General features: G+C 73.6%; 21 protein-coding genes and 1 pseudogene. 6 read left to right on the top strand and 16 right to left on the bottom strand.

Translation table 11 applies throughout. The annotated features are described in order from the left end of the window. Window positions 1-98: 98 nt before the first annotated feature. Window positions 99-1,829 (top strand): FadD3 family acyl-CoA ligase, encoded by a 1,731-nt coding sequence (locus AC0693_RS04030; RefSeq protein ID WP_478800893.1) that lies wholly within the window; start codon window positions 99-101, stop codon window positions 1,827-1,829. Between the two features lie 32 nt (window positions 1,830-1,861). Here the strand turns inward: AC0693_RS04030 and AC0693_RS04025 are convergent, their stop codons facing one another. The 7 genes and pseudogenes from AC0693_RS04025 to AC0693_RS03995 all read right to left on the bottom strand — a co-directional run bounded on the left by AC0693_RS04025 (window position 1,862) and on the right by AC0693_RS03995 (window position 7,899). Continuing rightward, entirely contained in the window at window positions 1,862-2,632 is a 771-nt protein-coding gene (locus tag AC0693_RS04025; RefSeq protein WP_478800892.1) for a class I SAM-dependent methyltransferase, read from the bottom strand. Window positions 2,633-2,641: 9 nt separating this feature from the next. Next, window positions 2,642-3,025 (bottom strand): hypothetical protein, encoded by a 384-nt coding sequence (locus tag AC0693_RS04020; protein ID WP_478800891.1) that lies wholly within the window; start codon window positions 3,023-3,025, stop codon window positions 2,642-2,644. 175 nt (window positions 3,026-3,200) lie between these two features. After that, a pseudogene (locus AC0693_RS04015) lies at window positions 3,201-3,383 on the bottom strand (helix-turn-helix domain-containing protein); the annotation flags it as partial. Beyond that, window positions 3,380-3,910, bottom strand: coding sequence for a DUF6879 family protein (locus AC0693_RS04010; protein ID WP_478800890.1), 531 nt, complete (start codon window positions 3,908-3,910; stop codon window positions 3,380-3,382). The pseudogene AC0693_RS04015 and the gene AC0693_RS04010, both read right to left, overlap by 4 nt. A 2-nt stretch (window positions 3,911-3,912) precedes the next feature. Continuing rightward, complete coding sequence (locus AC0693_RS04005) at window positions 3,913-4,116, bottom strand: hypothetical protein (protein ID WP_478800889.1); 204 nt, start codon at window positions 4,114-4,116, stop codon at window positions 3,913-3,915. A 267-nt stretch (window positions 4,117-4,383) separates the two neighbouring features. Next, complete coding sequence (locus tag AC0693_RS04000) at window positions 4,384-4,599, bottom strand: hypothetical protein (RefSeq protein WP_356411420.1); 216 nt, start codon at window positions 4,597-4,599, stop codon at window positions 4,384-4,386. Between the two features lie 171 nt (window positions 4,600-4,770). Beyond that, a complete protein-coding gene (locus AC0693_RS03995) occupies window positions 4,771-7,899 on the bottom strand; it encodes an AfsR/SARP family transcriptional regulator (protein WP_478800888.1) in 3,129 nt (1,042 codons plus the stop codon). 254 nt (window positions 7,900-8,153) lie between these two features. On the opposite strand from AC0693_RS03995, the gene AC0693_RS03990 reads away from it, so the two are divergent. Both AC0693_RS03990 and AC0693_RS03985 read left to right on the top strand, forming a co-directional pair. Next, on the top strand, window positions 8,154-9,371 hold the full coding sequence (locus AC0693_RS03990) for an amidohydrolase family protein (RefSeq protein ID WP_356411426.1): 1,218 nt from the start codon (window positions 8,154-8,156) through the stop codon (window positions 9,369-9,371). A gap of 151 nt (window positions 9,372-9,522) precedes the next feature. Beyond that, window positions 9,523-10,404: a trypsin-like serine peptidase gene (locus tag AC0693_RS03985; RefSeq protein ID WP_478800887.1), complete on the top strand. Its 882-nt coding sequence runs from the start codon at window positions 9,523-9,525 to the stop codon at window positions 10,402-10,404. A gap of 64 nt (window positions 10,405-10,468) precedes the next feature. On the opposite strand, the gene AC0693_RS03980 is transcribed toward AC0693_RS03985, so the two are convergent. From AC0693_RS03980 to AC0693_RS03960, 5 genes are all read right to left on the bottom strand, one after another. Beyond that, window positions 10,469-10,924 carry an NUDIX domain-containing protein gene (locus AC0693_RS03980; protein ID WP_469320422.1) on the bottom strand — a complete coding sequence of 152 codons (456 nt, stop codon included), beginning with the start codon at window positions 10,922-10,924 and terminating at the stop codon, window positions 10,469-10,471. Between the two features lie 109 nt (window positions 10,925-11,033). Beyond that, window positions 11,034-12,266 (bottom strand): ABC transporter permease, encoded by a 1,233-nt coding sequence (locus AC0693_RS03975; protein WP_478800886.1) that lies wholly within the window; start codon window positions 12,264-12,266, stop codon window positions 11,034-11,036. Then, window positions 12,263-13,027 (bottom strand): ABC transporter ATP-binding protein, encoded by a 765-nt coding sequence (locus tag AC0693_RS03970; RefSeq protein WP_478800885.1) that lies wholly within the window; start codon window positions 13,025-13,027, stop codon window positions 12,263-12,265. Before AC0693_RS03970 ends, AC0693_RS03975 begins: the two co-directional genes overlap by 4 nt. After that, window positions 13,024-14,193, bottom strand: a complete 1,170-nt coding sequence (locus AC0693_RS03965) for a peptidoglycan-binding protein (protein WP_478800884.1) — start codon at window positions 14,191-14,193, stop codon at window positions 13,024-13,026. Before AC0693_RS03965 ends, AC0693_RS03970 begins: the two co-directional genes overlap by 4 nt. Continuing rightward, the gene (locus AC0693_RS03960) at window positions 14,190-14,714 is read right to left on the bottom strand and encodes a hypothetical protein (protein WP_469332986.1); all 525 of its coding nucleotides are present in this window, start codon (window positions 14,712-14,714) and stop codon (window positions 14,190-14,192) included. The genes AC0693_RS03965 and AC0693_RS03960 overlap by 4 nt, the downstream gene beginning before the upstream one ends. 90 nt (window positions 14,715-14,804) lie before the next feature. Between AC0693_RS03960 and AC0693_RS03955 the strand changes: the two genes are divergently transcribed. From AC0693_RS03955 to AC0693_RS03945, 3 genes are read left to right on the top strand one after another with little or no spacing between them, the layout of a single operon-like run. After that, the gene (locus AC0693_RS03955; RefSeq protein ID WP_356411447.1) at window positions 14,805-15,464 is read left to right on the top strand and encodes a response regulator transcription factor; all 660 of its coding nucleotides are present in this window, start codon (window positions 14,805-14,807) and stop codon (window positions 15,462-15,464) included. After that, entirely contained in the window at window positions 15,461-16,786 is a 1,326-nt protein-coding gene (locus AC0693_RS03950; protein ID WP_478800883.1) for an ATP-binding protein, read from the top strand. The genes AC0693_RS03955 and AC0693_RS03950 overlap by 4 nt, the downstream gene beginning before the upstream one ends. A 32-nt stretch (window positions 16,787-16,818) precedes the next feature. Continuing rightward, entirely contained in the window at window positions 16,819-17,073 is a 255-nt protein-coding gene (locus AC0693_RS03945) for a glutaredoxin domain-containing protein (RefSeq protein WP_478800882.1), read from the top strand. Here AC0693_RS03945 and AC0693_RS03940 read toward each other — a convergent pair. The 4 genes from AC0693_RS03940 to AC0693_RS03925 form a co-directional block, all read right to left on the bottom strand. After that, window positions 17,051-17,728, bottom strand: a complete 678-nt coding sequence (locus tag AC0693_RS03940) for a transmembrane-type terpene cyclase (RefSeq protein WP_478800881.1) — start codon at window positions 17,726-17,728, stop codon at window positions 17,051-17,053. The two genes, AC0693_RS03945 and AC0693_RS03940, sit on opposite strands and share 23 nt — an antisense overlap. A 109-nt stretch (window positions 17,729-17,837) precedes the next feature. Beyond that, window positions 17,838-18,350, bottom strand: a complete 513-nt coding sequence (locus AC0693_RS03935) for a hypothetical protein (protein WP_469320417.1) — start codon at window positions 18,348-18,350, stop codon at window positions 17,838-17,840. Then, the gene (locus tag AC0693_RS03930; protein ID WP_478800880.1) at window positions 18,347-19,939 is read right to left on the bottom strand and encodes an alpha/beta hydrolase; all 1,593 of its coding nucleotides are present in this window, start codon (window positions 19,937-19,939) and stop codon (window positions 18,347-18,349) included. The genes AC0693_RS03935 and AC0693_RS03930 overlap by 4 nt, the downstream gene beginning before the upstream one ends. A 9-nt stretch (window positions 19,940-19,948) precedes the next feature. Then, entirely contained in the window at window positions 19,949-20,230 is a 282-nt protein-coding gene (locus AC0693_RS03925; protein ID WP_356411465.1) for a hypothetical protein, read from the bottom strand. Window positions 20,231-20,317: the final 87 nt, after the last annotated feature.

Genomic DNA, 20,317 nt, shown 5'->3' with positions numbered 1-20,317 from the left:
ACCTCCGGGTGCGCCAGTACTGACAGCCGCGAAGGGTACAGCTAATCTGACGAACAGTCAGCTACGGGAGCTGCCGGTTCGCGGGTGAGGGGCGTGCGATGGGCGAGGAAGCGGCGGAAGAGCACCTGCGCGGGGACGGGCGGGCGCGCGGCGCAGGGCGGGAGGCGGGCGAGGAGCCTGCCGTGGCCGGGCGCGAGGAGGCCGCCGCGCTCGCGGCCGCCGAGGACGGCCGCGGGGACCTGCGCTGGGGGACCATCGCGGCGCTGGTCCGGGACGCCGCCGCCCGGTTCGGCGACCGCGAGGCCGTCGTCGACGGCCGCGTCCGGATCGGCTACGCGCAGCTCGGTGAGCGCGTCGAACGCGCCGCGGCCGCCTGCATCGCCGCCGGCCTGGAGCCGGGCGACCGGGTCGCGGTCTGGGCCCCCAACACCCTGGAGTGGATCGTCTCCGCGCTCGGCGCGGTCTCGGCCGGCGCGGTGCTCGTCCCGCTGAACACCCGTTTCAAGGGCGCGGAAGCGGCGTACGTCCTGGAGCGCAGCCGCGCCCGGATGCTCTTCGTCACCGGCACCTTCCTCGGCACCTCCTACGTCGCCTCCCTGCGCCGCGCCGCAGCCGACGGCCCCGGCCGCGGGCCGCTGCCCGGCCTGCCGCACCTGGAGCACGTCGTCGTCCTGGCGGAGGACGCCCCGGAGTCCTTCCGGACCTGGAAGGACTTCCTCGCGGGCGGCGACGGCGTCACCGCCGCCGCCGTCCGGGCGCGCGCCGACTCGATACGCCCCGACGCCCCCTCCGACATCATCTTCACCTCCGGCACCACCGGCAGCCCCAAGGGCGCGGTCATCACGCACGCCCAGACCCTGCGCTGCTACCTGGTGTGGAGCGAACTGGCCGGGCTGCGCGAGGGCGACCGCTACCTGATCGTGAACCCCTTCTTCCACACCTTCGGGTACAAGGCGGGCATCATCGCCTGCCTGATGCGCGGGGCCGTGATGGTGCCGCAGCCCGTCTTCAACGTGGACACGGTCCTCGCCAACGTCGCCGCCGAGCGGATCTCGGTCCTGCCCGGCCCGCCCACCCTGCACCAGTCGATCCTCGACCACCCGGCCCGCGACCACCACGACCTCTCGGCGCTGCGCCTGGTCGTGACCGGCGCCGCCGTCGTCCCGCTGCGGCTCGTGGAGCGGCTGCGCGGTGAGCTGCGGATCGGGACGGTCCTGACGGCGTACGGACTCTCCGAGGCCAGTGGCATCGTCACCATGTGCCGGCGCGGCGACCCGGCCGAGACCATCGCGGCCACCTCGGGGCGGCCCATCCCCGGGACCGAGGTGATGATCGCCGGCCCGGAGGGGCGTGCGCGGGCGGCCGGGGAGGCGGGCGAGGTGTGGGTGCGCGGCCACCACGTCATGGGCGGGTACTTCGAGGACCCGGCGGAAACCTCGCGGGCGATCACCCCCGAGGGCTGGCTGCGCACCGGTGACGTCGGCGTGCGGGACGCGGACGGCAACCTGCGGATCACCGACCGGATCAAGGACATGTTCATCGTGGGCGGCTTCAACGCCTATCCCGCCGAGATAGAGCAACTCCTCGGCCTGCACCCGGACATCGCGGACGTCGCGGTGATCGGCGTACCGGATCCGCGGCTCGGCGAGGTGGGCCGCGCGTACGCGGTGCGCCGCCCCGGTTCGACGCTGACCGCCGACGACCTGATCGCCTGGTCGCGCCGGGAGATGGCGAACTACAAGGTGCCGCGCTCGGTGGAGTTCGTGGCGGAGCTGCCGCGCAACGCGAGCGGCAAGGTGCTGAAGACGCAGCTGCGGGCGCGGGCCTGACCGGGCCGCAACGCCCTGCCGCCGTACGGTCCTTACGGGCCTTCGGTCGCCGCCGTACGGTCCTTGCGGGCCAGCACGAGCCGCCAGTTCGGGCTGCCGTCGCGCGGGCGGCGCCCGAAGTGCTCCAGCGGCGCCGTCTCCACCGTGAAGCCCGCCGCCGCGAGGTCGGTCCGGACCCCGCTCAGCGGGAAGGTCCGGTAGTACATGACGAACGGCGGCCGCCACACCGCGTTGCGCACCCGCATCACCGCGTCGAAACCGGCGGCGGCCCACCAGACCGCCGAGGCGAGGGGGAACGGCGCCCCGATCGGGAAGGCGAAGAGCCCGCCGGGGCGCAGCGCGCCGTGCACGGAAGCGAAGAGGGCGGGCCGCTCGGCGGGCAGGAAGTGGCCGAAGGCGCCGAAGCTGACCGCCAGGTCGTAGGAGTCCGCGAAGCCCGCGGGCAGCGCCCGGACGTCGGCCCGTACGAACTCGGGCGCGAGCGGGCCCCCGTCCCCCGGATGGGCCGCGCGGGCCCGGGCCAGCATGCCGGCGCTCAGATCGACCCCGGTCACCCGCTCCCGGCACAGCCGCCGCAGCATCCCGGTCCCGGCCCCGGTGCCGCAGCACAGGTCCATTCCGGCGCCGAAGGAACCCCTGCCCCCGTACCGGGCGAGCGTCTCCTCGACGGCGTCGAGCATCCGGTCCGGGGTGCGGAAGGGCGTGTGGTCGAAGGTGGGCGCCAGCAGGTCGTAGCCCCGCTCGACGGAGGACAGGGCCTGCACGGCCAGCTCGCGCACGCTGGGACCCTCGGTGGTGAACACGTGCTCAGCCTAAGCGCGCGGCATCGCCGGGTGACAGCACCACACGTCGGAGTCGAGGCCGTACCCGTCCTGCTGGACGAGGACCGCGCCGCGGTACACGCGATCGGCCCTCAGCGGCGCCCCACAGACCACGCACTCCCGGCCCTGGAGCTGCGCGGCGGAGAGGTCGCCCACGGGACGGAGAGGCGCACCCTTGCAAGGGACGGGTGCCTCGACGGCCAGTCCCCGCTGCTCGCGGCACGGCGCGCACGCGTACAAGGGCTTGGAGGGCCCGGAGTTCGATTCCCCCCACGGGATCACCAGTGCGGTGTCCGACGGCCCGTCGTGCCAGTTGCACCAGCCGCCGGTGAGGACGGTGTACTCCACCGGGGCGGCCTGCTGTTCCATAGCCATGACCGCACGTTAGGAACGGGCGCGAGGTCGCGTCCGGCCGGTTGCGCCCGATTGCGGGACGGTCGAGCGGGTTGGTGCCGGTTGCTCACGTGGGGGCGATCAGGTGCCGGGCACGGGCGATCAGCCGGTGGGCCTGTGACCCGTACAAGGCCGCACTGTTCAGACCGTCCCACACCCGGCCGTAGAGGGCGAGGTCGTCGGTGGTGGCGGTCTGCTTGCCGTTCTCCAGCCGGGACACCTTCGACCGCTGCCAGCCGAGGCGGGCGGCGAAGTCCTTCCCGCTGTGGCCCGCCTCGACGCGCAGCTCTCGCAGCCGCGCGCCGAGGGCCACGCGGGCGCGCTGAAAGTCAGTGCTCACGCAGACGAACGTACCTGTGCCCACACCTCGGCAGCAGGGGCGGCGAGGGGCCAGGCGCGGTCACGGGCCTGGCACGCGGAAAGCACGATGGCGGGGTCCTCGGTGACCTCGACGCCCAGTGTGACGTCCTGGTCGTCGATGTGGAAGCGGACCACGGTCCGGGAGTCGAACAGCCAGAAGTCGTACTCGGGCAGCTTCAGGCGTACGGCTTCCGAGCGGGCGAGCACGCGGATGTCCTCGCCCATGGCGGCGTTCGAGGTGGCGGACGCCATCAAGAATCGCTGTCCATCGGTGGGTGGCTCGTCGATGATGCGCACCCGGGAGAAGCGTGCCCCCTGTGCGGCCTTCTCGCGCACGTTGCGGTGCCACGGGTTGCCGGGCTCCCGCACCGGGTCGATGCCGCGCATGAACGCCTGGTACCGGGCCCCCTGCCGATCGGAGGCGTAGCCACGGCGGGTTTCCAGCCGGAACGCCGTGTGCTCGAACTCCGAGAACAAGTGGACGATGCTCTCGAACGGAACCAGCACGGTCACTCCTTCGGCGCGAAACGCGTGAGCAGCTCGCGCGGGATGACGACGAACGTCTCGCGTTCGCCGACGTCCCGCAGCTGGGCCAGGTGCTCGGAGTCGGTCAGCGCGTCGCCCTGGACGACGATGTCGCCGGTCTCGACGACTTCGTACAGGGTGGGGCAGTTGCCGTACTCAGACGTGGTGCCGATGAAGCGCAGGGTCACGGTGTGCTCCGTTCAGGCCGGCTGGGGAAACCAGCATCCTGCGCCGTGCACCGCCGTGGGGTGCGGTTGCGCCAGATTGCGCGCGGCCGGCCACGGGGCGGTATTGCTCGCAACCCGGGTGAGTCCGGCCGCCCGGACCCGGGCATGGATACGCGGTGGTCGCGATGGCTCCCCCTCCGGGCCACCGCGACCACCGTCCCCCGTACCTTCGTCAGTCCCTGCCCATTACCCCCTGTGACGGGTGGGGACCGGACGTGTGAGTGCCCCTTACGGGCGCGGTCCCGACGCGTGGTTGTCCATCGTCTGGAGTTCCTCGCCCGAGGCGTGGTTGTCCGCGGGCTTGGCTTCGGCGCCCGAGGCGTGGTTGTCGAGCGGCTTCAGCTCACCGTCGTCGGTCAGCGGCAGCAGGCCGGCGGTGGCGGGTGCCGTGGGTACGGCGGTCACGTTCGGCACGTTCGGCAGGGCGTTCTCGTTCGTCGTCATCGCGCACTCCTGATGATGGGTCGGGCCCGTTCGGCGATTCCCCCGCGACCGCCGAACGGGTGGTCCAGCGACCCGTCCGCTCCCCCGATGCGACGAGTCGATGTACTCATGGTGGCGGGTGGCGATAAACGAACGATGAACGCCCCGTTCATCGCCGCCCGGCGCCTGCGGTCACGCGGCGATCGCCGAGGCCAGCAGGGCCCGTACTTCCGTCAGTTCGGGCGAGCCCAGCTGCTCGAAGACGGTCTCCGCGTCCCGCCAGCACACCCGCGCCCGGTCGGTCTGCCCCAGGCTCCGCAGCGCCTTGCCCAGCACGGTCAGGACGGTCGCCCGGCGCCACTCGCCGCCGATCCCGCGCAGCGCGATCGCCTGCTCGGCGTGCGAGGCGGCGAGCGTGGGGCGGCGCGCGGCCAGGTGGGCCTCGGCGAGCCGGAAGTGGGTCACGCCCTCCCACAGCGGCTGGCGGTTCTCGTGGAACAGCGAGAGCGCCTCGGTGAGCTGCTCCTGGGCGTCCTGGAGCCGTCCGGCCTGGGTGAGGGCGATGCCCAGGGCGTAGCGGCCGTTGGCGAGCCGCAGGCTCAGGCCCATCCGGTCGTAGATGGCGATGCCCTGCCGGGCCAGCTCTATGGCGCTGGGCAGCCGCCCGATCTCCACGTGGATGCGGGAGAGGTTGCACAGGGCGCTGGCCTCGCCGACGCGGTTGCCGTCGGCGCGGAAGTTGTCGATGGCCTCCAGCAGGAAGCGCTCGCCGTCCGCGTAGCGGCCCTGGTGCAGGGCGATGATCCCGCGGTCGTTGGGCGCCCAGCAGCTGGGCAGCGGGTCCCCGGCGGCCTTGGCCAGGGCGTGGGCCCGGCGGGCCTCGTCGTCCGCCGCGGTGAAGCGGCCGGCGATCAGGTGGACGGTGGTGAGGGTGGTGCGGGCCCGGCCTTCGGCGCGCGGGTCCCCGGCGGCGCGCGCCGCGTCGCGGACGGCTCCGGCCGTGGACTCGTACTGCTTGGAGTTGGCGCCCGATTCGGCGAGGTCCTTGGCCGCCCACAGCAGGTCCACGGCCCGCCGCAGCGTGCCGCCGGGCCCGCCGTCGAGCCCGGAGCCGGGCCCGCCGGACGCGCCGTCGTGCCCGCCGCCGGGGGCGACCGCGCGGATCGCCGCCTGGCGCACGCACGCGAGGACGGTGTCCGCCTCGGCGTACAGCCAGTCCAGTGCGGCGCGCGGCTCGGTGAAGTCCCGTCCCGGGTAGCGGGTCGGGGACAGGTGGGCCACGAGGCGGTCGCCGGGGCGCTCCAGCGCGTACACGCGGGAGGCGGTGGCGAGGTAGAAGTCGAGGAGCCGGTCCAGGGCGGCGGTCCGCTCGCTCGCGGGGTGCTCGTCGCGTTCCGCGCACGCACGCGCGTAGAGCCGGACGAGGTCGTGGAAGCGGTAGCGGCCGGGGGCGGCGGATTCCAGCAGGGAGCAGTCGACGAGGGCTTCCAGCAGGTCCTCGGTCGTGTGCTCGGGCCGGTCCAGCACGGCGGCCGCGGCGCGCAGCGAGATGTCGGGGCCGTCGGCGAGGCCCAGCAGCCGGAAGGCGCGCTGCTGGGCGGGCTCCAGCTGGCCGTAGCCGAGCTCGAAGGTGGCCTTGACCGCGAGGTCACCGGCCTGGAGCTCGTCCAGGCGGCGGCGCTCGTCGGCGAGCTTCGCGGCGAGGACGGACACGGTCCAGGTGCGGCGGGCGGCGAGCCGGGAGGCGGCGATGCGGATCGCCAGGGGCAGGAAGCCGCAGGCCCCGACGACGTCGAGGGCGGCCTGGCGCTCGGCGCCGACCCGCTCAGCGCCGACGATCCGGGTGAACAGGAGCAGCGCCTCGTCGGGGCTCATCACGTCGAGGTCGACGAGGTGGGCGCCGGCGAGCCCGGCCATCCGGACCCGGCTGGTCACCAGCGCGGCGCAGCCCGCGGTGCCGGGGAGCAGGGGGCGCACCTGGGCGGCGTCGCGCGCGTTGTCGAGGAGGACCAGGACGCGGCGGCCGTCGAGGGTGGAGCGGTAGAGCGCGGCTCGTTCGGCGGGGGAGTCGGGGATCCGGGTGTCGGGGGTGCCGAGCGCGCGCAGGAAGGCGCCGAGGACGGCTTCGGGCTCGACGGGGCGGGCCTCGGTGCCCTGGAGGTCGACGTAGAGCTGTCCGTCGGGGAAGTGCGGGCGGGCGGCGTGCGCGACGTGCACGGCGAGGGTGGTCTTGCCGACCCCGCCGATGCCCGCGAGTGCGGAGACGGCCATGACCTGGCCGTCGGCGCCCGCCAGGACCCGGCCCAGTTCGGTGACGAAGGCGGCGCGGCCGGTGAAGTCGGGCACGGTGGCGGGCAGTTGCGCGGGGCGGACCTGGGCGGGGACGGCGGCCGGCGCCGGATCGGCGGCGCGGGCGAGTTCGGCGTCGGCGCGCAGGATCCGCTGCTGGAGGGCGGCGAGTTCGGGGCGCGGGTCGACGCCCAGCTCGTCGGCGAGGAGGCGGCGGGTGTCGGCGTAGACGGCGAGGGCCTCGGCCTGGCGGCCGCTGCGGTAGAGGGCGAGCATGAGCAGCTCGCGCAGGCGCTCGCGCAGCGGGTGGGCGGCGGTGAGCGCGGTGAGTTCGGAGACGGCCTCGGCGTGGCTGCCGACTTCGAGGTCGAGGTCGAGTCGGGTCTCCAGGAGCTGGAGGCGCCATTCGCCGAGCCGCACGCGTTCGGTCTCGGCGTAGGGGCCGGGGACCCCGGCGAGGGGTTCGCCGTCCCACAGGTCCAGGGCCCGGTTCAGCAGGGTGCGGGCCAGGGGGCGGTCACCGGCGGCGCGGGCCTTGTCGGCGTCGGCGCTGAGGGCGCGGGCGACGCCGAGGTCGAGGGCGGCGCTGGAGCCGAGCCGGATGGCGTACCCGCCGGACTCGCTGACCAGCAGCCCGGTGTCGAGCACCTTGCGGAGCCGGGACGCGTAGGTGCGGATGGCGGCGAGCGCCTGCGGGGGCGGGTCCTCGCCCCAGATCGCGTCGATCAGCTCGGGTGCGGTGGCGGTGCGGCCGTCGCGCAGCAGCAGCGCGGCGAGCAGGGCGCGCTGCTGCGGGCTGCCGGAGGAGAGGGCCTCGTCGCCGCGCCAGGCGCGGATGGGGCCGAGTACGGCGAACCGAGAGCCGGGCGCGGACGTGTCCCCGGCGGGGGTCGAGGCCGGCCGGGCGGGGGCGGCCTCGGGGAAAGCCTGGCGGGCGGCCGCGCGGGCGCTGTCGGCAGCGGCCTCGCGGGCGGCCTCGGAGGAAGCCTCGGGGGAAGCCTGGCGGGCGGTCTCGGGTGCGGTCGGTGTCACGGGAGCCGGTTCCGGTTCGGGCGGGGCGGGCGGAGGGGGTACGGCGGACCGGGCTGCCGCGGCGCCGGGCCGGGATGCTTCGGGGTGGTTCCGCTGGTGCGGGATGGCCGGCATTCCGTCCATCGTCGTCCCCCCTGCCTTCCGTCGGTGTGGTGGCCAGTCTGCCCTGTCTTGCGGTGGCACGTCAGTCCGCCGGGGACCGATCGCCGTCCAACTAGCTGACGCATCGTCAGATCAGCGCTACCGTGGTGCTCATGGAGACCTTCCCGAAGATCATCTCGGTGGACGACCACACGGTGGAGCCGCCCCACGTCTGGCGGGACCGGCTCCCGTCCAGGTACCACGACGTCGGCCCCCGCGTCGTCCGCGCCCCCCTCAAGGAAATGACTTTCCTGGGCGGCAAGTTCGCCCCGGTCATGGGCGCCAAGGGCGACGACGGGCCGATCGGCGACTGGTGGGTCTACGAAGACCTGCACCGGCCGCTGACCCGACTGGACACGGCGGTCGGATACGACCGCGACGAGATCAAACTGGAAGTCATCACCTACGAGCAGATGCGTCCGGGGTCCTTCTCGGTTCCCGAACGCCTCGCCGACATGGACGTCAACCACGTCCAGTCGGCCCTGTGCTTCCCCACCTTCCCGCGGTTTTGCGGGCAGACCTTCACGGAGGCCAAGGACCGCGACCTGGGGCTCCTCGGCGTCCGGGCCTACAACGACTGGATGGTGGAGGAGTGGTGCGGCCCGCTCGCGCAGGGCCGGCTGATCCCGCTCACCCTCATCCCGCTCTGGGACGCCGAACTCGCCGCGGCGGAGGTCCGGCGCAACGCGGCGCGCGGGGTGCGGGCGGTCGCCTTCTCCGAGATACCGCCGCACCTGGGCCTGCCGTCCATCCACACGGACGCGTGGGACCCCTTCCTGCGGGCGTGCGACGAGACCGGCACGGTCATCGCCATGCACATCGGCTCCTCGTCGAAGATGCCCTCGACCTCGGCGGACGCACCGCCCGCAGTCGGCTCCACGATCACCTTCGCCAACTGCTGCTTCTCCATGGTCGACTGGCTGATGAGCGGCAAGTTCGAGCGCTTCCCGAACCTGCGGATCATGTACGCGGAGGGCCAGATCGGCTGGATCCCCTACATCCTGGAGCGCGCGAACGTGGTCTGGGAGGAGAACCGCGGCTGGGGCGGCGTCGCCGACAAGGTGCTGCGGCCGCCGTCGGAACTCTTCGCCGAGCACGTCTTCGGCTGCTTCTTCGACGACGCCTTCGGGCTGAAGAACCTGGACGCGATCGGCGTGCCGAACGTCCTGTACGAGACGGACTACCCCCACTCGGACTCCACGTGGCCCAAGTCCCGCGAGGTCGGCGAGGGTCAGATGGGCCACCTCGCCCCGGACGTCGTGGAGCGCATCGTCCGCGGCAACGCGATCGACCTGCTCGGTCTCTCCCCCGAAGGGCTGTGGGTGGCTTAGGGGGCGCCGTCCCGGGTATCCGGTGACCGCCTCCACCACCTCCCGTGTCCAGTGAGAGGGTGGAGCGCGGCGGCCCGGGGCGGGCCGCCCCTTGCGGTCGGCGTGGCCTCAAGGCATGCTTCGCCGGAGCAAAGGGGAAGGGGCGGCTGTGGTGGACAAGCGGACCGTGGTGACCGTGGTGCTGTGCGCGGTGGCGGCGCTCGGCGCCTCCGCCGCCATGACCCAGGTGGTGCCGGCCCCGGAGGCGCCGTCCTCCGCGCACGCCAAGGCCGCGCCCGCGGCCAAGCGGCCGACCACTTCGCCATCGCGATCGCAATCATCCGCCCAGTCGCAGCGGACCACCCCTGCTCCGGGCGGCACACCCGCGCCGTCCGTGTCCGGCACCCCCGCCCCGGCCGCCCCCTCGTCCCCGCCCGGCACGCCCACGGCCATCGCGGGGGCGCTCTTCACCGGCGGTCTCGACGGGGACCACTTCTGCACGGCGACCGTCGTGCACAGCGCGGGCCGCAACACGATCGTCACGGCCGGGCACTGCCTGGTCGCCGGGGACCAGGGAGGCGCCGGAGCGGTCTTCGCACCCGCGTACGCGAACGGGAGCGCGCCCTACGGCACCTGGAAGGTCGAGAAGGTCTTCGAGGACCCGCACTGGTCCGAGGAGAACGACGACGACTTCGACCTCGCCTTCGCCCGGCTCGCCCCGGACGCCGCGGGCCGCTCCATCGAGGACGTCACCGGCGCCGCCCCCTTCGACGCCTCCGGCCGGTCCGCCGAGGAGGTCACGGTCACCGGGTATCCGGCCGACCGCAAGGTGCCCCGGACCTGCACCGCCGTCACCGTCCGCGACAGCGCGACCGAACAGCGCTTCGACTGCGCCGACTTCCCCGGCGGCACGAGCGGCAGCGCCTGGATCGCCCGCGACGGAAAGATCATCGGCATCCTGACGGGCGGCGACACCGACGACGTCTCCACCAGCACCGTCTTCGGTGCCTGGGCGTCCGCGCTCTACGCGAAGGCCACCGCGCCGAACGCCTGACGGGCCCGGCCCCGCGCGCTACCGATGACCTGCGCCACCAGCCCCGGGTCCCCGGCCCCGCGCGCTACCCGATGACCTGGTCCACCAGCCCCAGGTGCACCGGCCCCGCGTCCGGTCCCGCCGCCAGCAGGTCCGGGAGCAGCGGGGGCCACAGGGGCTCGCCCAGGGCGGCGAGGTGCGGCGGGGAGAGCCACTGCCAGTGGGCCTCCGGGTATTCGGGGACGGGGTCGCGGTGCGGGCCGGTGGTGACGTAGATGTGCTCGTGCTGGCGGACCGGGATGCCCTGGTGGGTGAAGTCGTGCTCCCAGGTGCACAGCAGCCGCTGCGGGGCGAGGTCCGTCCAGCCGGTCTCCTCGCGCAGCTCGCGCCGCACGCACTCCTCGGGGCTCTCGCCGGGGTCGATGCCGCCGCCGGGCGGCAGCCAGTGGATCCCCACTTCGATGTTGTTCTCGCGGAACAGGAAGACCGATCCGCTGGGCGAGAGGACGACAATTCGCGCTGCCTGCCGTGGAGTTCTCATCAGATCAATGTACGACGGGACCCCCGGCGGGCCGTAGGGGTCTGCACGCACCCGCACGCACGCACCCCGCACGCACCCGCACGTCCCCGCCCGCCGCCTCCCGCCGCCGCTACGCCGCCTGCAGGGCCAGCGTCGGGGACAGGCGGGCCGCCCGCACCGCCGGGTAGAGGCCCGCGACGGTGCCGATGACCAGGGTCGCGCCGAAGCCGCCCGTCACCGCCCACGGCGGAACCACCCAGGGCAGGTCGCCCGCCCGTGCGTAGACCAGGGTGGCGATCCCGCCGAGCGCGATGCCGGCCAGGCCGCCGAGTCCCGACAGCAGGAGGGACTCCGTCACGAACTGCACCCTGATCTGGCCCCTGGTCGCGCCCAGGGAGCGCCGCAGCCCGATCTCGTGGCGCCGCTCCAGCACCGAGATGATCATCGTGTTGGCCACGCCGACCCCGCCCACCAGCAGGGCGATGCCGCCCAGACCGAGCAGCAGGGTGCTGAAGGCACCCTCGGTGGCCGCCTTCGCCTGGAGCGCCGCCGACGGGTCGGTGACCGCCACCGCGCCCGGCGACGCCGGGTTGGCGGTCCTGCCCATGAGGGCGCGGACCGCCCGCACGCGGTCGTCCGCGGAACGCTCGTAGACGGACGTGGGGTGCCCGTCGAAGCCCAGCAGGCTCTGCGCCGCCTCCCAGCCGATCAGTGCCGAACGCTCGATTTCGGGGGCCAGCGGGACCGGGTCCAGGACGCCGGTCACGGTGAAGTACCGGCCGCCGATGAAGACCTGGCCGCCCGGCGCCGTGATGCCCAGGCGCTCGGCCGCGACGTGGCCGAGGACGACGGCGGGATAGCGGCCTGTGGCGCCGTTGAGCCAGCTGCCGGCGCGCATCCGCGCGCGCAGGGTTTGGAGCAGGTCGTCCTTGGCCGCCTTGAGGGCGATGCCGCCGGTCTCCTCCTTCGGGATGTTCTCGCTGCGGCGGACCGTTTCCTTGACGTCCCCCGTCGTCCCCACCGACTCGACTCCGTCGATCCGGGCGATCATGCCCGGGGCTTCCTTCGGCAGGCTGGTGTCCTGCCCGGAGAACATGGCCGCGGCCGGGGTCGCGACCAGCATGTTCGTGCCCAGCGCGTCGAGTTCGCGCAGCAGCTTGGCCTGACTGGACGAGGAGACGCCGACCACCGCGATCATCGTCGCGATGCCGATGGCGATGCCGAGCGCGGACAGGAAGACGCGCAGCGGACGCGAGCGCAGCCCCGCCGAGCCCACGTGCAGGACGTCCCCGGGTCCCAGCCGCGGCGGCGCGAGCCGGCGGCCGGAGCGCCGGGCGCGGGCGTGCGTACGGGTCGCCCTCACGCGATCACCCCTGCGGCGCCCCCGTCGGGCGAGCCGGCGTTCCACCCGTCCGCCACGATCGCGCCGTCGCGCAGGCGGACCTGCCGGGGCAGGCTCGCCGCGATCTCGTTGTCGTGGGTGATCACGGCGATGGTGGCTCCGTCCTCGTTCAGTTCGCGCAGCAGTTCCATCACCGAGGCGCCGGACGCCGTGTCGAGCGCGCCCGTCGGTTCGTCGGCGAGCAGCAGGTCGGGTTCGCCCGCGACGGCCCGGGCGATCGCCACGCGCTGCTTCTGGCCGCCGGAGAGTTCGTGCGGCCGGTGGTCCATGCGGTCGCCGAGGCCGACGCGCTCCAGGGCCCGCTCGGCCCGCCGTCCGCGCTCGGCCCGGGAGAGGCCCGAGTACAGCAGGCCCTCGGCGACGTTGGCCCGGGCGCTGATGCCCGGGACCAGGTGGAAGGACTGGAAGACGAAGCCGACGTGCCGGGAGCGCAGGGCGGAGAGCGAGCGGTCGGAGAGGCTCGCGATGTCGTACCCGGCGATGGCGACGCGGCCCGCGCTCGGCCGGTCCAGGGTCCCCACGATGTGCAGCAGCGTCGACTTGCCCGATCCCGACGGGCCGACGATGGCGAGGAGTTCGCCGTTCATGACGGTGAGGTCGACCCCGCGCAGGGCCGAGACCCCGCCGGGGTACTCCTTGGTGACCGCGGTCAGCTCGACGACGGGACGGGCGTGCCGGGGGGCGGGCGGCGCGGGCGCGCCCGCGAAGGCGGGATCGGTCATGACGCCGGTACTCCCACGCGCATGCCCTCGGTGAGGGCGTCCCCCTTGACCTCGACGCGGCCCTTGCCGAACATGCCCGGTTCGACCTTGACCTCGCGGACCGTGCCGTTCTCCACGACCTGGACGCCGAAGCCGCCTTCGGCGAGGGCGAGGAGGGAGTTGACCGGTACGGAGAGGACGTTCTTGCGGACCTCGCCGGTCAGGTTCACCGAGACGGGCGCCTGGTCGGGGCCCTTGGCCCCGGCGGCGTCGTCGAGGGTGACGTCGATCCGGACCTTCGGCTTCTTGTCGCCGCCGCCGCCGCCGCCGCTGCCGCCGTTGGCCGGGTCGTCGGGGTTGGCGGTGCTGCCCACCGACTCGATCTTCCCCTGGGCGACGCCGCCGCCGGGCAGGCCCACCGTCACCGGGTCACCCGCCTTCACCGTGCCCGCCTTGGCCACGTCCAGCTGGAAGCGGACCATCCGCTCCGTCCCGGTCAGGGTCAGCAGGGGCGTGCCGGCCCCCGCCTCGGCGCCGACCGCCATGTCGTTCTTCTGGACCCGCTGCGGCCCCGGGGCGAACGCGATGTCCTCCCTGCCGATCTCGCCCGTCTCCTTGAGACCGTGGGACTTCTGCCAGCGCTTGACGCCGGTGACGGTGCCCGCGGTGAAGGTGGCGTCCGTGGCGTCCAGACCGGTGCCGAAGCCGAGGGCCTGGAGGTTGCGCTTGAGCTGCTTGACGTCCTCGCCCTTGTCCCCGCCGCGCATGGTCCGGTAGACGGGGGTGGTGCCGTACATCAGGCGCACCACCCTGCCGTTGACCTCGTAGAGCCTGCCGTCGCGCTCGACCGCGGAACCGGCGGGGGCGGTCCAGGTCAGGGTGGCGGAGCCGGCTCCGGCGCCCGGGCCCGTACCGCTGCCGCCCGTACCGCTGCCGCCTGCCCCCGGCGCGCCTCCCGGGGCGCTGAGCTTGCGCTCCTGCGCGTACCCGAGCGTGCCGTCGACCCGCAGGCCGGAGGCCAGGTCGCCGCGGGTGACCGGCGCCGTCGCGCCCGGCAGCCCGTCCGTGCGCCGGTGGTGGGTCCCCCCGCCGTCCGTCCCGGCCTGTGCGACGACCGCGTACCCGCCCCCCGCCACGGCGAGCACGAGGGCCACCGAGCCCAGGAACCACTTCCGGCGCCCGCTCATTCGCCCGCGCTGCACTTGTTCATCCGGGCGACGAAGGCGTCCTTGTCGACGCCCTCGGGTATCGAGGTCGCACTCATCGCACTCCCGTTGAACTCCGGGTCCGGCACGTCGAAGCCGTGGTCCCGCATGCACTTCGCCGTCTTGAGGGCCCTGTCCTTGTCCGCCTGGCGGACCTCGCCGGTGCCCGGGGCCTGCATGCCGCACTTCTCGAACGCCTTCTTCACCGCCTCCGGGTCGCCGCCCGCGCCCAACGTCATGCCCCGCGGGTCCTCGCCCGGCTTGGGGTCGGGGGCGTCGATGCCGTTGTCGCGCAGGCACTTGCGCGTCTTGAGCGCCTTGTCGGCGTCCGCGCCGCCGTTTGCGCCGCCGTTTGCTCCACCGCTCGCGCCGGCCGAGTTCGAGGACTCCTGTCTTCCGTCCTTCTTACCGTCCGGGCCGCCGGCGCCGCCCGCGCACGCGGTGACGAAGAGGGCCATCCCGGTGAGGAGGGCGGCCGTGGTCGTGGTCGTGGATCGCTTCATGCGGCAGAGCCTGCGCGAGGAGGGGATCTCCCTTCTCTAAGGCCCCGTGCTTACAACGGCGAAATGCGCCTCTCCGGTAAAGAGGACACCATGCGAGTTCTGGTGGTGGAGGACGAGGAGTTCCTCCGGGAGATGATCGCCGAGGGTCTGCGCCGCGACGCGCTGGCCGTGGACGAGGCGAGCGACGGCCCGGAGGCCCTGCGGCGGCTGCGCCTCGGCGCGTACGACGTCCTCGTCCTGGACCGCGACCTGCCCGGGCTGCACGGCGACGAGGTGTGCCGCCAAGTGGTACGCGAGCGGCTGCTCACCCGGGTCCTGATGCTCACCGCCTCCGGCACGGTCCGCGACCGGGTGGAGGGCCTCGGCCTGGGCGCCGACGACTACCTGACCAAGCCCTTCGCCTACGACGAGCTCCTCGCCCGGGTCCTCGCCCTGGGCCGGCGCGCCCGGCCCGCGCTGCCGCCCGTGCTGGAGGCCGCCGGGATCGCCCTGGACACGGCGCGGCGCAGCGCGGTCCGCGACGGGCACCGGCTCGCCCTGTCGCGGAAAGAGTTCGCGGTCCTGGAGGCGCTGCTGCGTGCCGAGGGGGCGGTGATCAGCAACGAGGACCTGATCGAGCAGGTGTGGGAGGCGGACACCAGCTACCGCACGAACGCCGTCCGGGTCACGCTCAGCAAGCTGCGCGCCAAGCTGGGCGAGCCGCCGCTGATCGAGACCGTGCCGGGCGCGGGCTACCGGATCCCGCGATGAGGGGGAGGCGCGGGACCCCCGGGGTCCGCGGGGCGCACCCGGTCCGCGGGGCCGGCCGGCTCCGCCCGTACCTCTCGCCGGCCGCCCTGCTGCCGCGCAGCGAGCGCGCCCGGCTGACCACGCTCTACGGCGCGCTGCTGGTGCTCGCGGGCGGCGGCCTGGTCGCGCTGCTGAACGTCCTGGTCCGCAAGGGCCTGTTCCGCAGCATCAACCAGGCCGTCACCACCTACGCCCCGGCCCTCCACCAGACGCAGACCCTGCGCGAGGGGCCGGCGCTCGCGGTGCCGGCTCAGAAGGTGCCGGGCGCCGCGCTGACCCCGGAACAGTTGGCGACGTACCGGGCCACCCGCGACCTCAGCAGCGCCGCCGAGCGGGCCGCGCTGCACGAGCTGCTGACCGTGTCCCTGGTCGCGCTCGCCGTGTTCGCGGTGCTGTCGATCTGGCTGGCCTGGTGGATGTCGGGCCGGGTGCTGCGCCCCGTCGGGGTGATCACCGAGACGGCCCGGCGGCTGTCCGGGGCGAACCTGCACGAGCGGATCGGCCTGGCCGCGCCCCCCGGCGAGCTGAAGCGGCTCGCGGACACCTTCGACGGGATGCTCGACCGGATGGAGGACCTGGTCGGCGCCCAGCGGCGGTTCGCGGCGAACGCCGCCCACGAACTGCGCACCCCGCTCGCGGTGCAGCGGGCGGCGGCCGAGATCGGGCTGGCCGGGGAGCCGGATCCGGCGAAGGTGGCCCGTATCCGCGAGAAGCTGATCGGGGTCGCGGACTCCAGCGAGCACCTCATCGAGTCGCTGCTGCTCCTCGCGGTGTCCGAGGAGGGTCTGGAGAGCACCCGGACGGTGGACCTCGCCGCGCTGGCGGCGGCGGAGCTGGCGGAGTGCACGGGGGAGGGGGCGCACGGGCCGGACCGGCCGGCCGGGCTGTCGGTGGAGCGGGCGCTGGCGCCGCTGCCGGTGGCGGGGGACCGGCTGCTCCTGGGCCACCTGGTCCGCAACCTCCTGGCCAACGCGGTGCGCCACAACCGCCCGGGCGGCCGCATCGCGCTGCGGACCGCGCCCGACGGGGTCCTCACGGTCTCGAACACCGGCCCGGTGATCCCGCCCGGAGAGGTGGCCCGGCTGCTGGAGCCGTTCCGGCGGCGCGCGGAACGGCGTCACACGGCGGGCGAGGGCGCGGGCCTCGGGCTCTCGATCGTCGCCTCGATCGCGCGGGCGCACGGCGCGGCCCTGACCGCCGAGGCCAACCCGGCCCCGTCCGGCGGCCTGACGGTGCGGGTCCGCTTCCCGGCGGCCGGATCCCCGCCGCTCCCCGAGGGGTGACCTGGTGCGCGCCCCGCCGTAGGGTGCACCCCATGAGCCCTGAGATCACCGTCTACTGGCGGCCCGGATGCGTCTTCTGCATGAAACTCTGGCTCAAGTTGCGTCTCACCGGCACCCCTTACCGGCCCGTCAACATCTGGCGCGACCCCGAGGCGGCCGCCTTCGTCCGCAGCGTCGCGAACGGCAACGAGACCGTCCCCACGGTCCGCGTCCGCTCCGCGACGGGCACCGAACAGGCCCTGGTGAACCCCTCGCTCGCCGCCGTCAAGCGGGCTCTGGCGGCCTGATCCGCCGCGCGCGGTCCGTGTCCGTGTCCGCGTCCTTGTCCGTGACGGGCAGAGCGCGCTCGCGCGCCAGCAGGGCGATGTAGGCGAGGTCGAACACCGAGCACAGCAGGCCCAGTCCGAGGACGAACGGCGCGTCCTCGATCACCCCGAAGAGCAGTGTCGGGGCCAGCGTGCCGAGCCATTTGGCGACGGCGACGACCAGGCTCTGCCCGCGCGCCCCGCCGCGCCCCGCGAACAGCGCGATGAACAGCCCGGACATCAGCAGGTTCTGCAGGAACGCGGAGTAGCGGGACGCGTCGTGCGCGCCGAAGTGCGCGAGGAAGAGCCACTGCACGGCGAACGCGCTGCCGAAGACGAGCACGCTCCAGACGGCGAACAGCGGCCGGGTGACGAACCCGGGCAGCTCGGCCCGCCCGAAGCGCAGGAACGTGCAGACGATCACCAGGTCGGCGACGGCCCACACGATGTTGACGACCCCTTGCGCGGAGATCCCGCCGCGCACGTCGTTCACGGCGTACGTCGTCTCCCACGCGAAGTTGAGCGCGAGCGCGGCCACGGGCATCGCGTACGTCCGCTGCCGCAGCCCGAGCCGGATGGCCTCGACGTAGACGACGGTCCAGGCGATCCCGCTCACCAGGGTCAGCAACAGCTCCACGCGCGTCTCCCGCACTCGCACAACCCACTCGCACCCGCACTCCGCGCCCCTGCCGGCCCGGGCACCGCACCCTAGCCAACGCAGGGCGCGGGGCCCAGGCCCCGCGAGGTCAGAACCGCTGCTGCTCGACGCCGGGCGGCAGGAGGCAGGGCGTGTTGACCACGTAGGTGAAGGTGTTGCCGTCGAGATCCCCCGCGCTGACGAACTGCCGGTCCTTCGGGTGCTCGGCGTCCACCAGGTAGGCGGGATCCACGCTGGTGTCCTCCCGGTAGCCGACGATCTCGAAGCCCTGGGTCTTGAGCTCCTCCCGCAGCGCCCGGATGGCCGCCTGCTGCTTGTCGCGCGGCACGGTGGCGCGCCCGTTGTACTGGAGGGTGAACCGGCCGTCCTCGGCCGTTTCGCTGCCCTTGCCGGTGCATTCGGAGAAGTGGGCCTCCAGGGTGCCGGGCAGGGTCTCGCCCTGCGTGGTGCGCACCATGGATTCCACCCAGTGCCGGCCCCACTCCTCCGCCTTCTCCCTGCTCATCCGGGGCAGGGGATCGTTGATTCCGTCGTCGGACATGCAGCCTCCCAGCAGCAGGACGAGCGCCAGCGCGACCGCAGCGTTCTTCCGTCGGTTCATGAGCGGGGCCCTTCGGGCGTCTTGCCGGCGATGATGCGGCCCTGATTGTTCAGGCTCTTGCTGCCCTCGTCCCAGTAGCCGCTGTGCCCGGCCGTGTCCACGTACATCCGCTGCGCGCCGAACCCGGGATCCTTCGGATCCTCGCCGAGGGTGAGTCCCGAGAGGTCGTTGGAGACGAAGTCGTCCGCGGCGGCGCCGACCCACATGTGCCGGGGGTCGACGTGCAGCTGGTCCGCGCGTTCCACGGTCAGGCCCGGGCTGCCGACCACCAGGACGTCGTCCGCTCCGAGCCCCGCGCCGCCGGCGTCGGCGGCGCCCGTCATGGTCGAGCCGTAGCTGTGTCCGATGACGGTGAGGTGGGCCGGGTCGCCCTGGTGGGAGGCGCGCAGTCCGTGCGTGAAGTCGCGCAGGTCCTGCGCACCCGCCTCCGCCCTGCCGCGGGTGGCCACGCTGAGGTCGGGCTCGGGAGCGTCGTAGTCCATCCAGCTGATCACGGACACATCCGTTCCGGCGCCCGGACTCCAGGTCGCGGCGGCCTTCTGGAGCTTTCCGATGCGGTCGACCTGGCCGCCGAACTTGTCCAGTTGCGTGTCCGTGCCCGGGACCAGCACCGCAGTGTGCCGGGCGGTGTCCGGGTTGCCCAGGGCGACGATGGCGCGGCCGTCCTTCTCGGTGCCGAAGCCGAGGAGGTACAGCTGCTTGTGGGCGGGCCCGCTGTCGGACTTCTCCAGGCGGTCCTTGAGGGCGGTCAGCCCGCGGTAGCCGTAGCGGTCGTGGTAGCCGAGGCTGCTCTCGCGCAGCGCGTAGTCGTTCAGGCGCTGGTCCAGGACGTCCCGGTTGGCGTGGTCGCGGACGGGGGTGGGCAGGCCGTCCAGGGCGCCGATGGCGTCGGGGTAGGCCGCGAGGTAGAAACCCCGCTTCTCGTCGTCCAGCGAGGCCCACCACTCCTGGGAGCGCTGCGGGTCCTTGCCGTCCGGGATGTCCTTGGGGCTGATCCCGGCGAACGCGGCGACCGCCGCCGCGTCCTTCTGCGCGTTCTCGCCGCCGTAGCGCTTGTCGAGGTCGAAGGGGTCGAGCTGGCGGAGCGTCTCGGTGGCGTTGGCGCTGACGCCGACCGCCTCGTTCACCGCCGCCTCGATCCGCGCGCGGTAGCCGCCCAGGCCGCTGTTGGCCTGCTGCTGCACGGCCTGGTAGTCGGGGTCGTTGTGGTAGGCGGGATCGACCGCCTGTTTGGCCTCGACCCAGCCGTCGTCACGGACCGTGTGCCCGGCCTGTTCGGCGTCGGACACGGCGTGGCGCAGGGTGCGCTGGGCCGCCTGCATCTTGGTGGTGAGGGCGTGCAGGACGACGGAGATCAGGACCGCGTTGCGCTGGCCGGTGCCGAGTTTGGTCTCGGTGGCCTCCATCGCGTCGAAGCCGTTGGTCGCGGCCGCTCCGGTCCAGCCCGCCTTGTGCAGCGGGCCGCTCACCCGCCTGCGGCTGCCCGACTGGGTGTCGTCCAGTGCCTTGGCGAGCTTCTTCCAGGAGGCGGTCGCCGCCTCGATCTCGGCGAAGTCCTGCCGCATGAGCTGTGCGAAGAGTTCCGGCATCGCGGGCGCTCACCAGCCCCGGAACTTGGATATGACGTCGTGCTCCAGGGCGTCGTGTCCGTCGGCGAGCAGCCGCAGGCCTTCGGCATGGCTCGCGAAGACGTCCTGAAGGGTGCCCAGCGCGTCGCCCCACCCCTGGCTCGCCCCCGTCATCCTGGCCCCCGCGGTCCACGGTGCGAAGGACGCTCCGGCCTCGGCGAGGTCGGTCAGCGCCTTCTTCAGGTGCGGCCGCAGATCCGTCACCAAGGTGTCGACCGCGCCCGCCGAGGCGCGCAGGTCGGTCTGTGACACGTTGAGGTCCCACCCCATGTCGTTTCCCCCCGTTACTCGTGCGAATTCGTTGATCGTATGGACATTCGAGGCGGGTGGCCAGCCGGT

This window comes from Streptomyces sp. NPDC043876 (assembly GCF_056435825.1).
The sequence above is the reverse complement of the archived record's forward strand: the minus strand, read 5'-3'. Positions and strand labels throughout refer to the sequence as shown.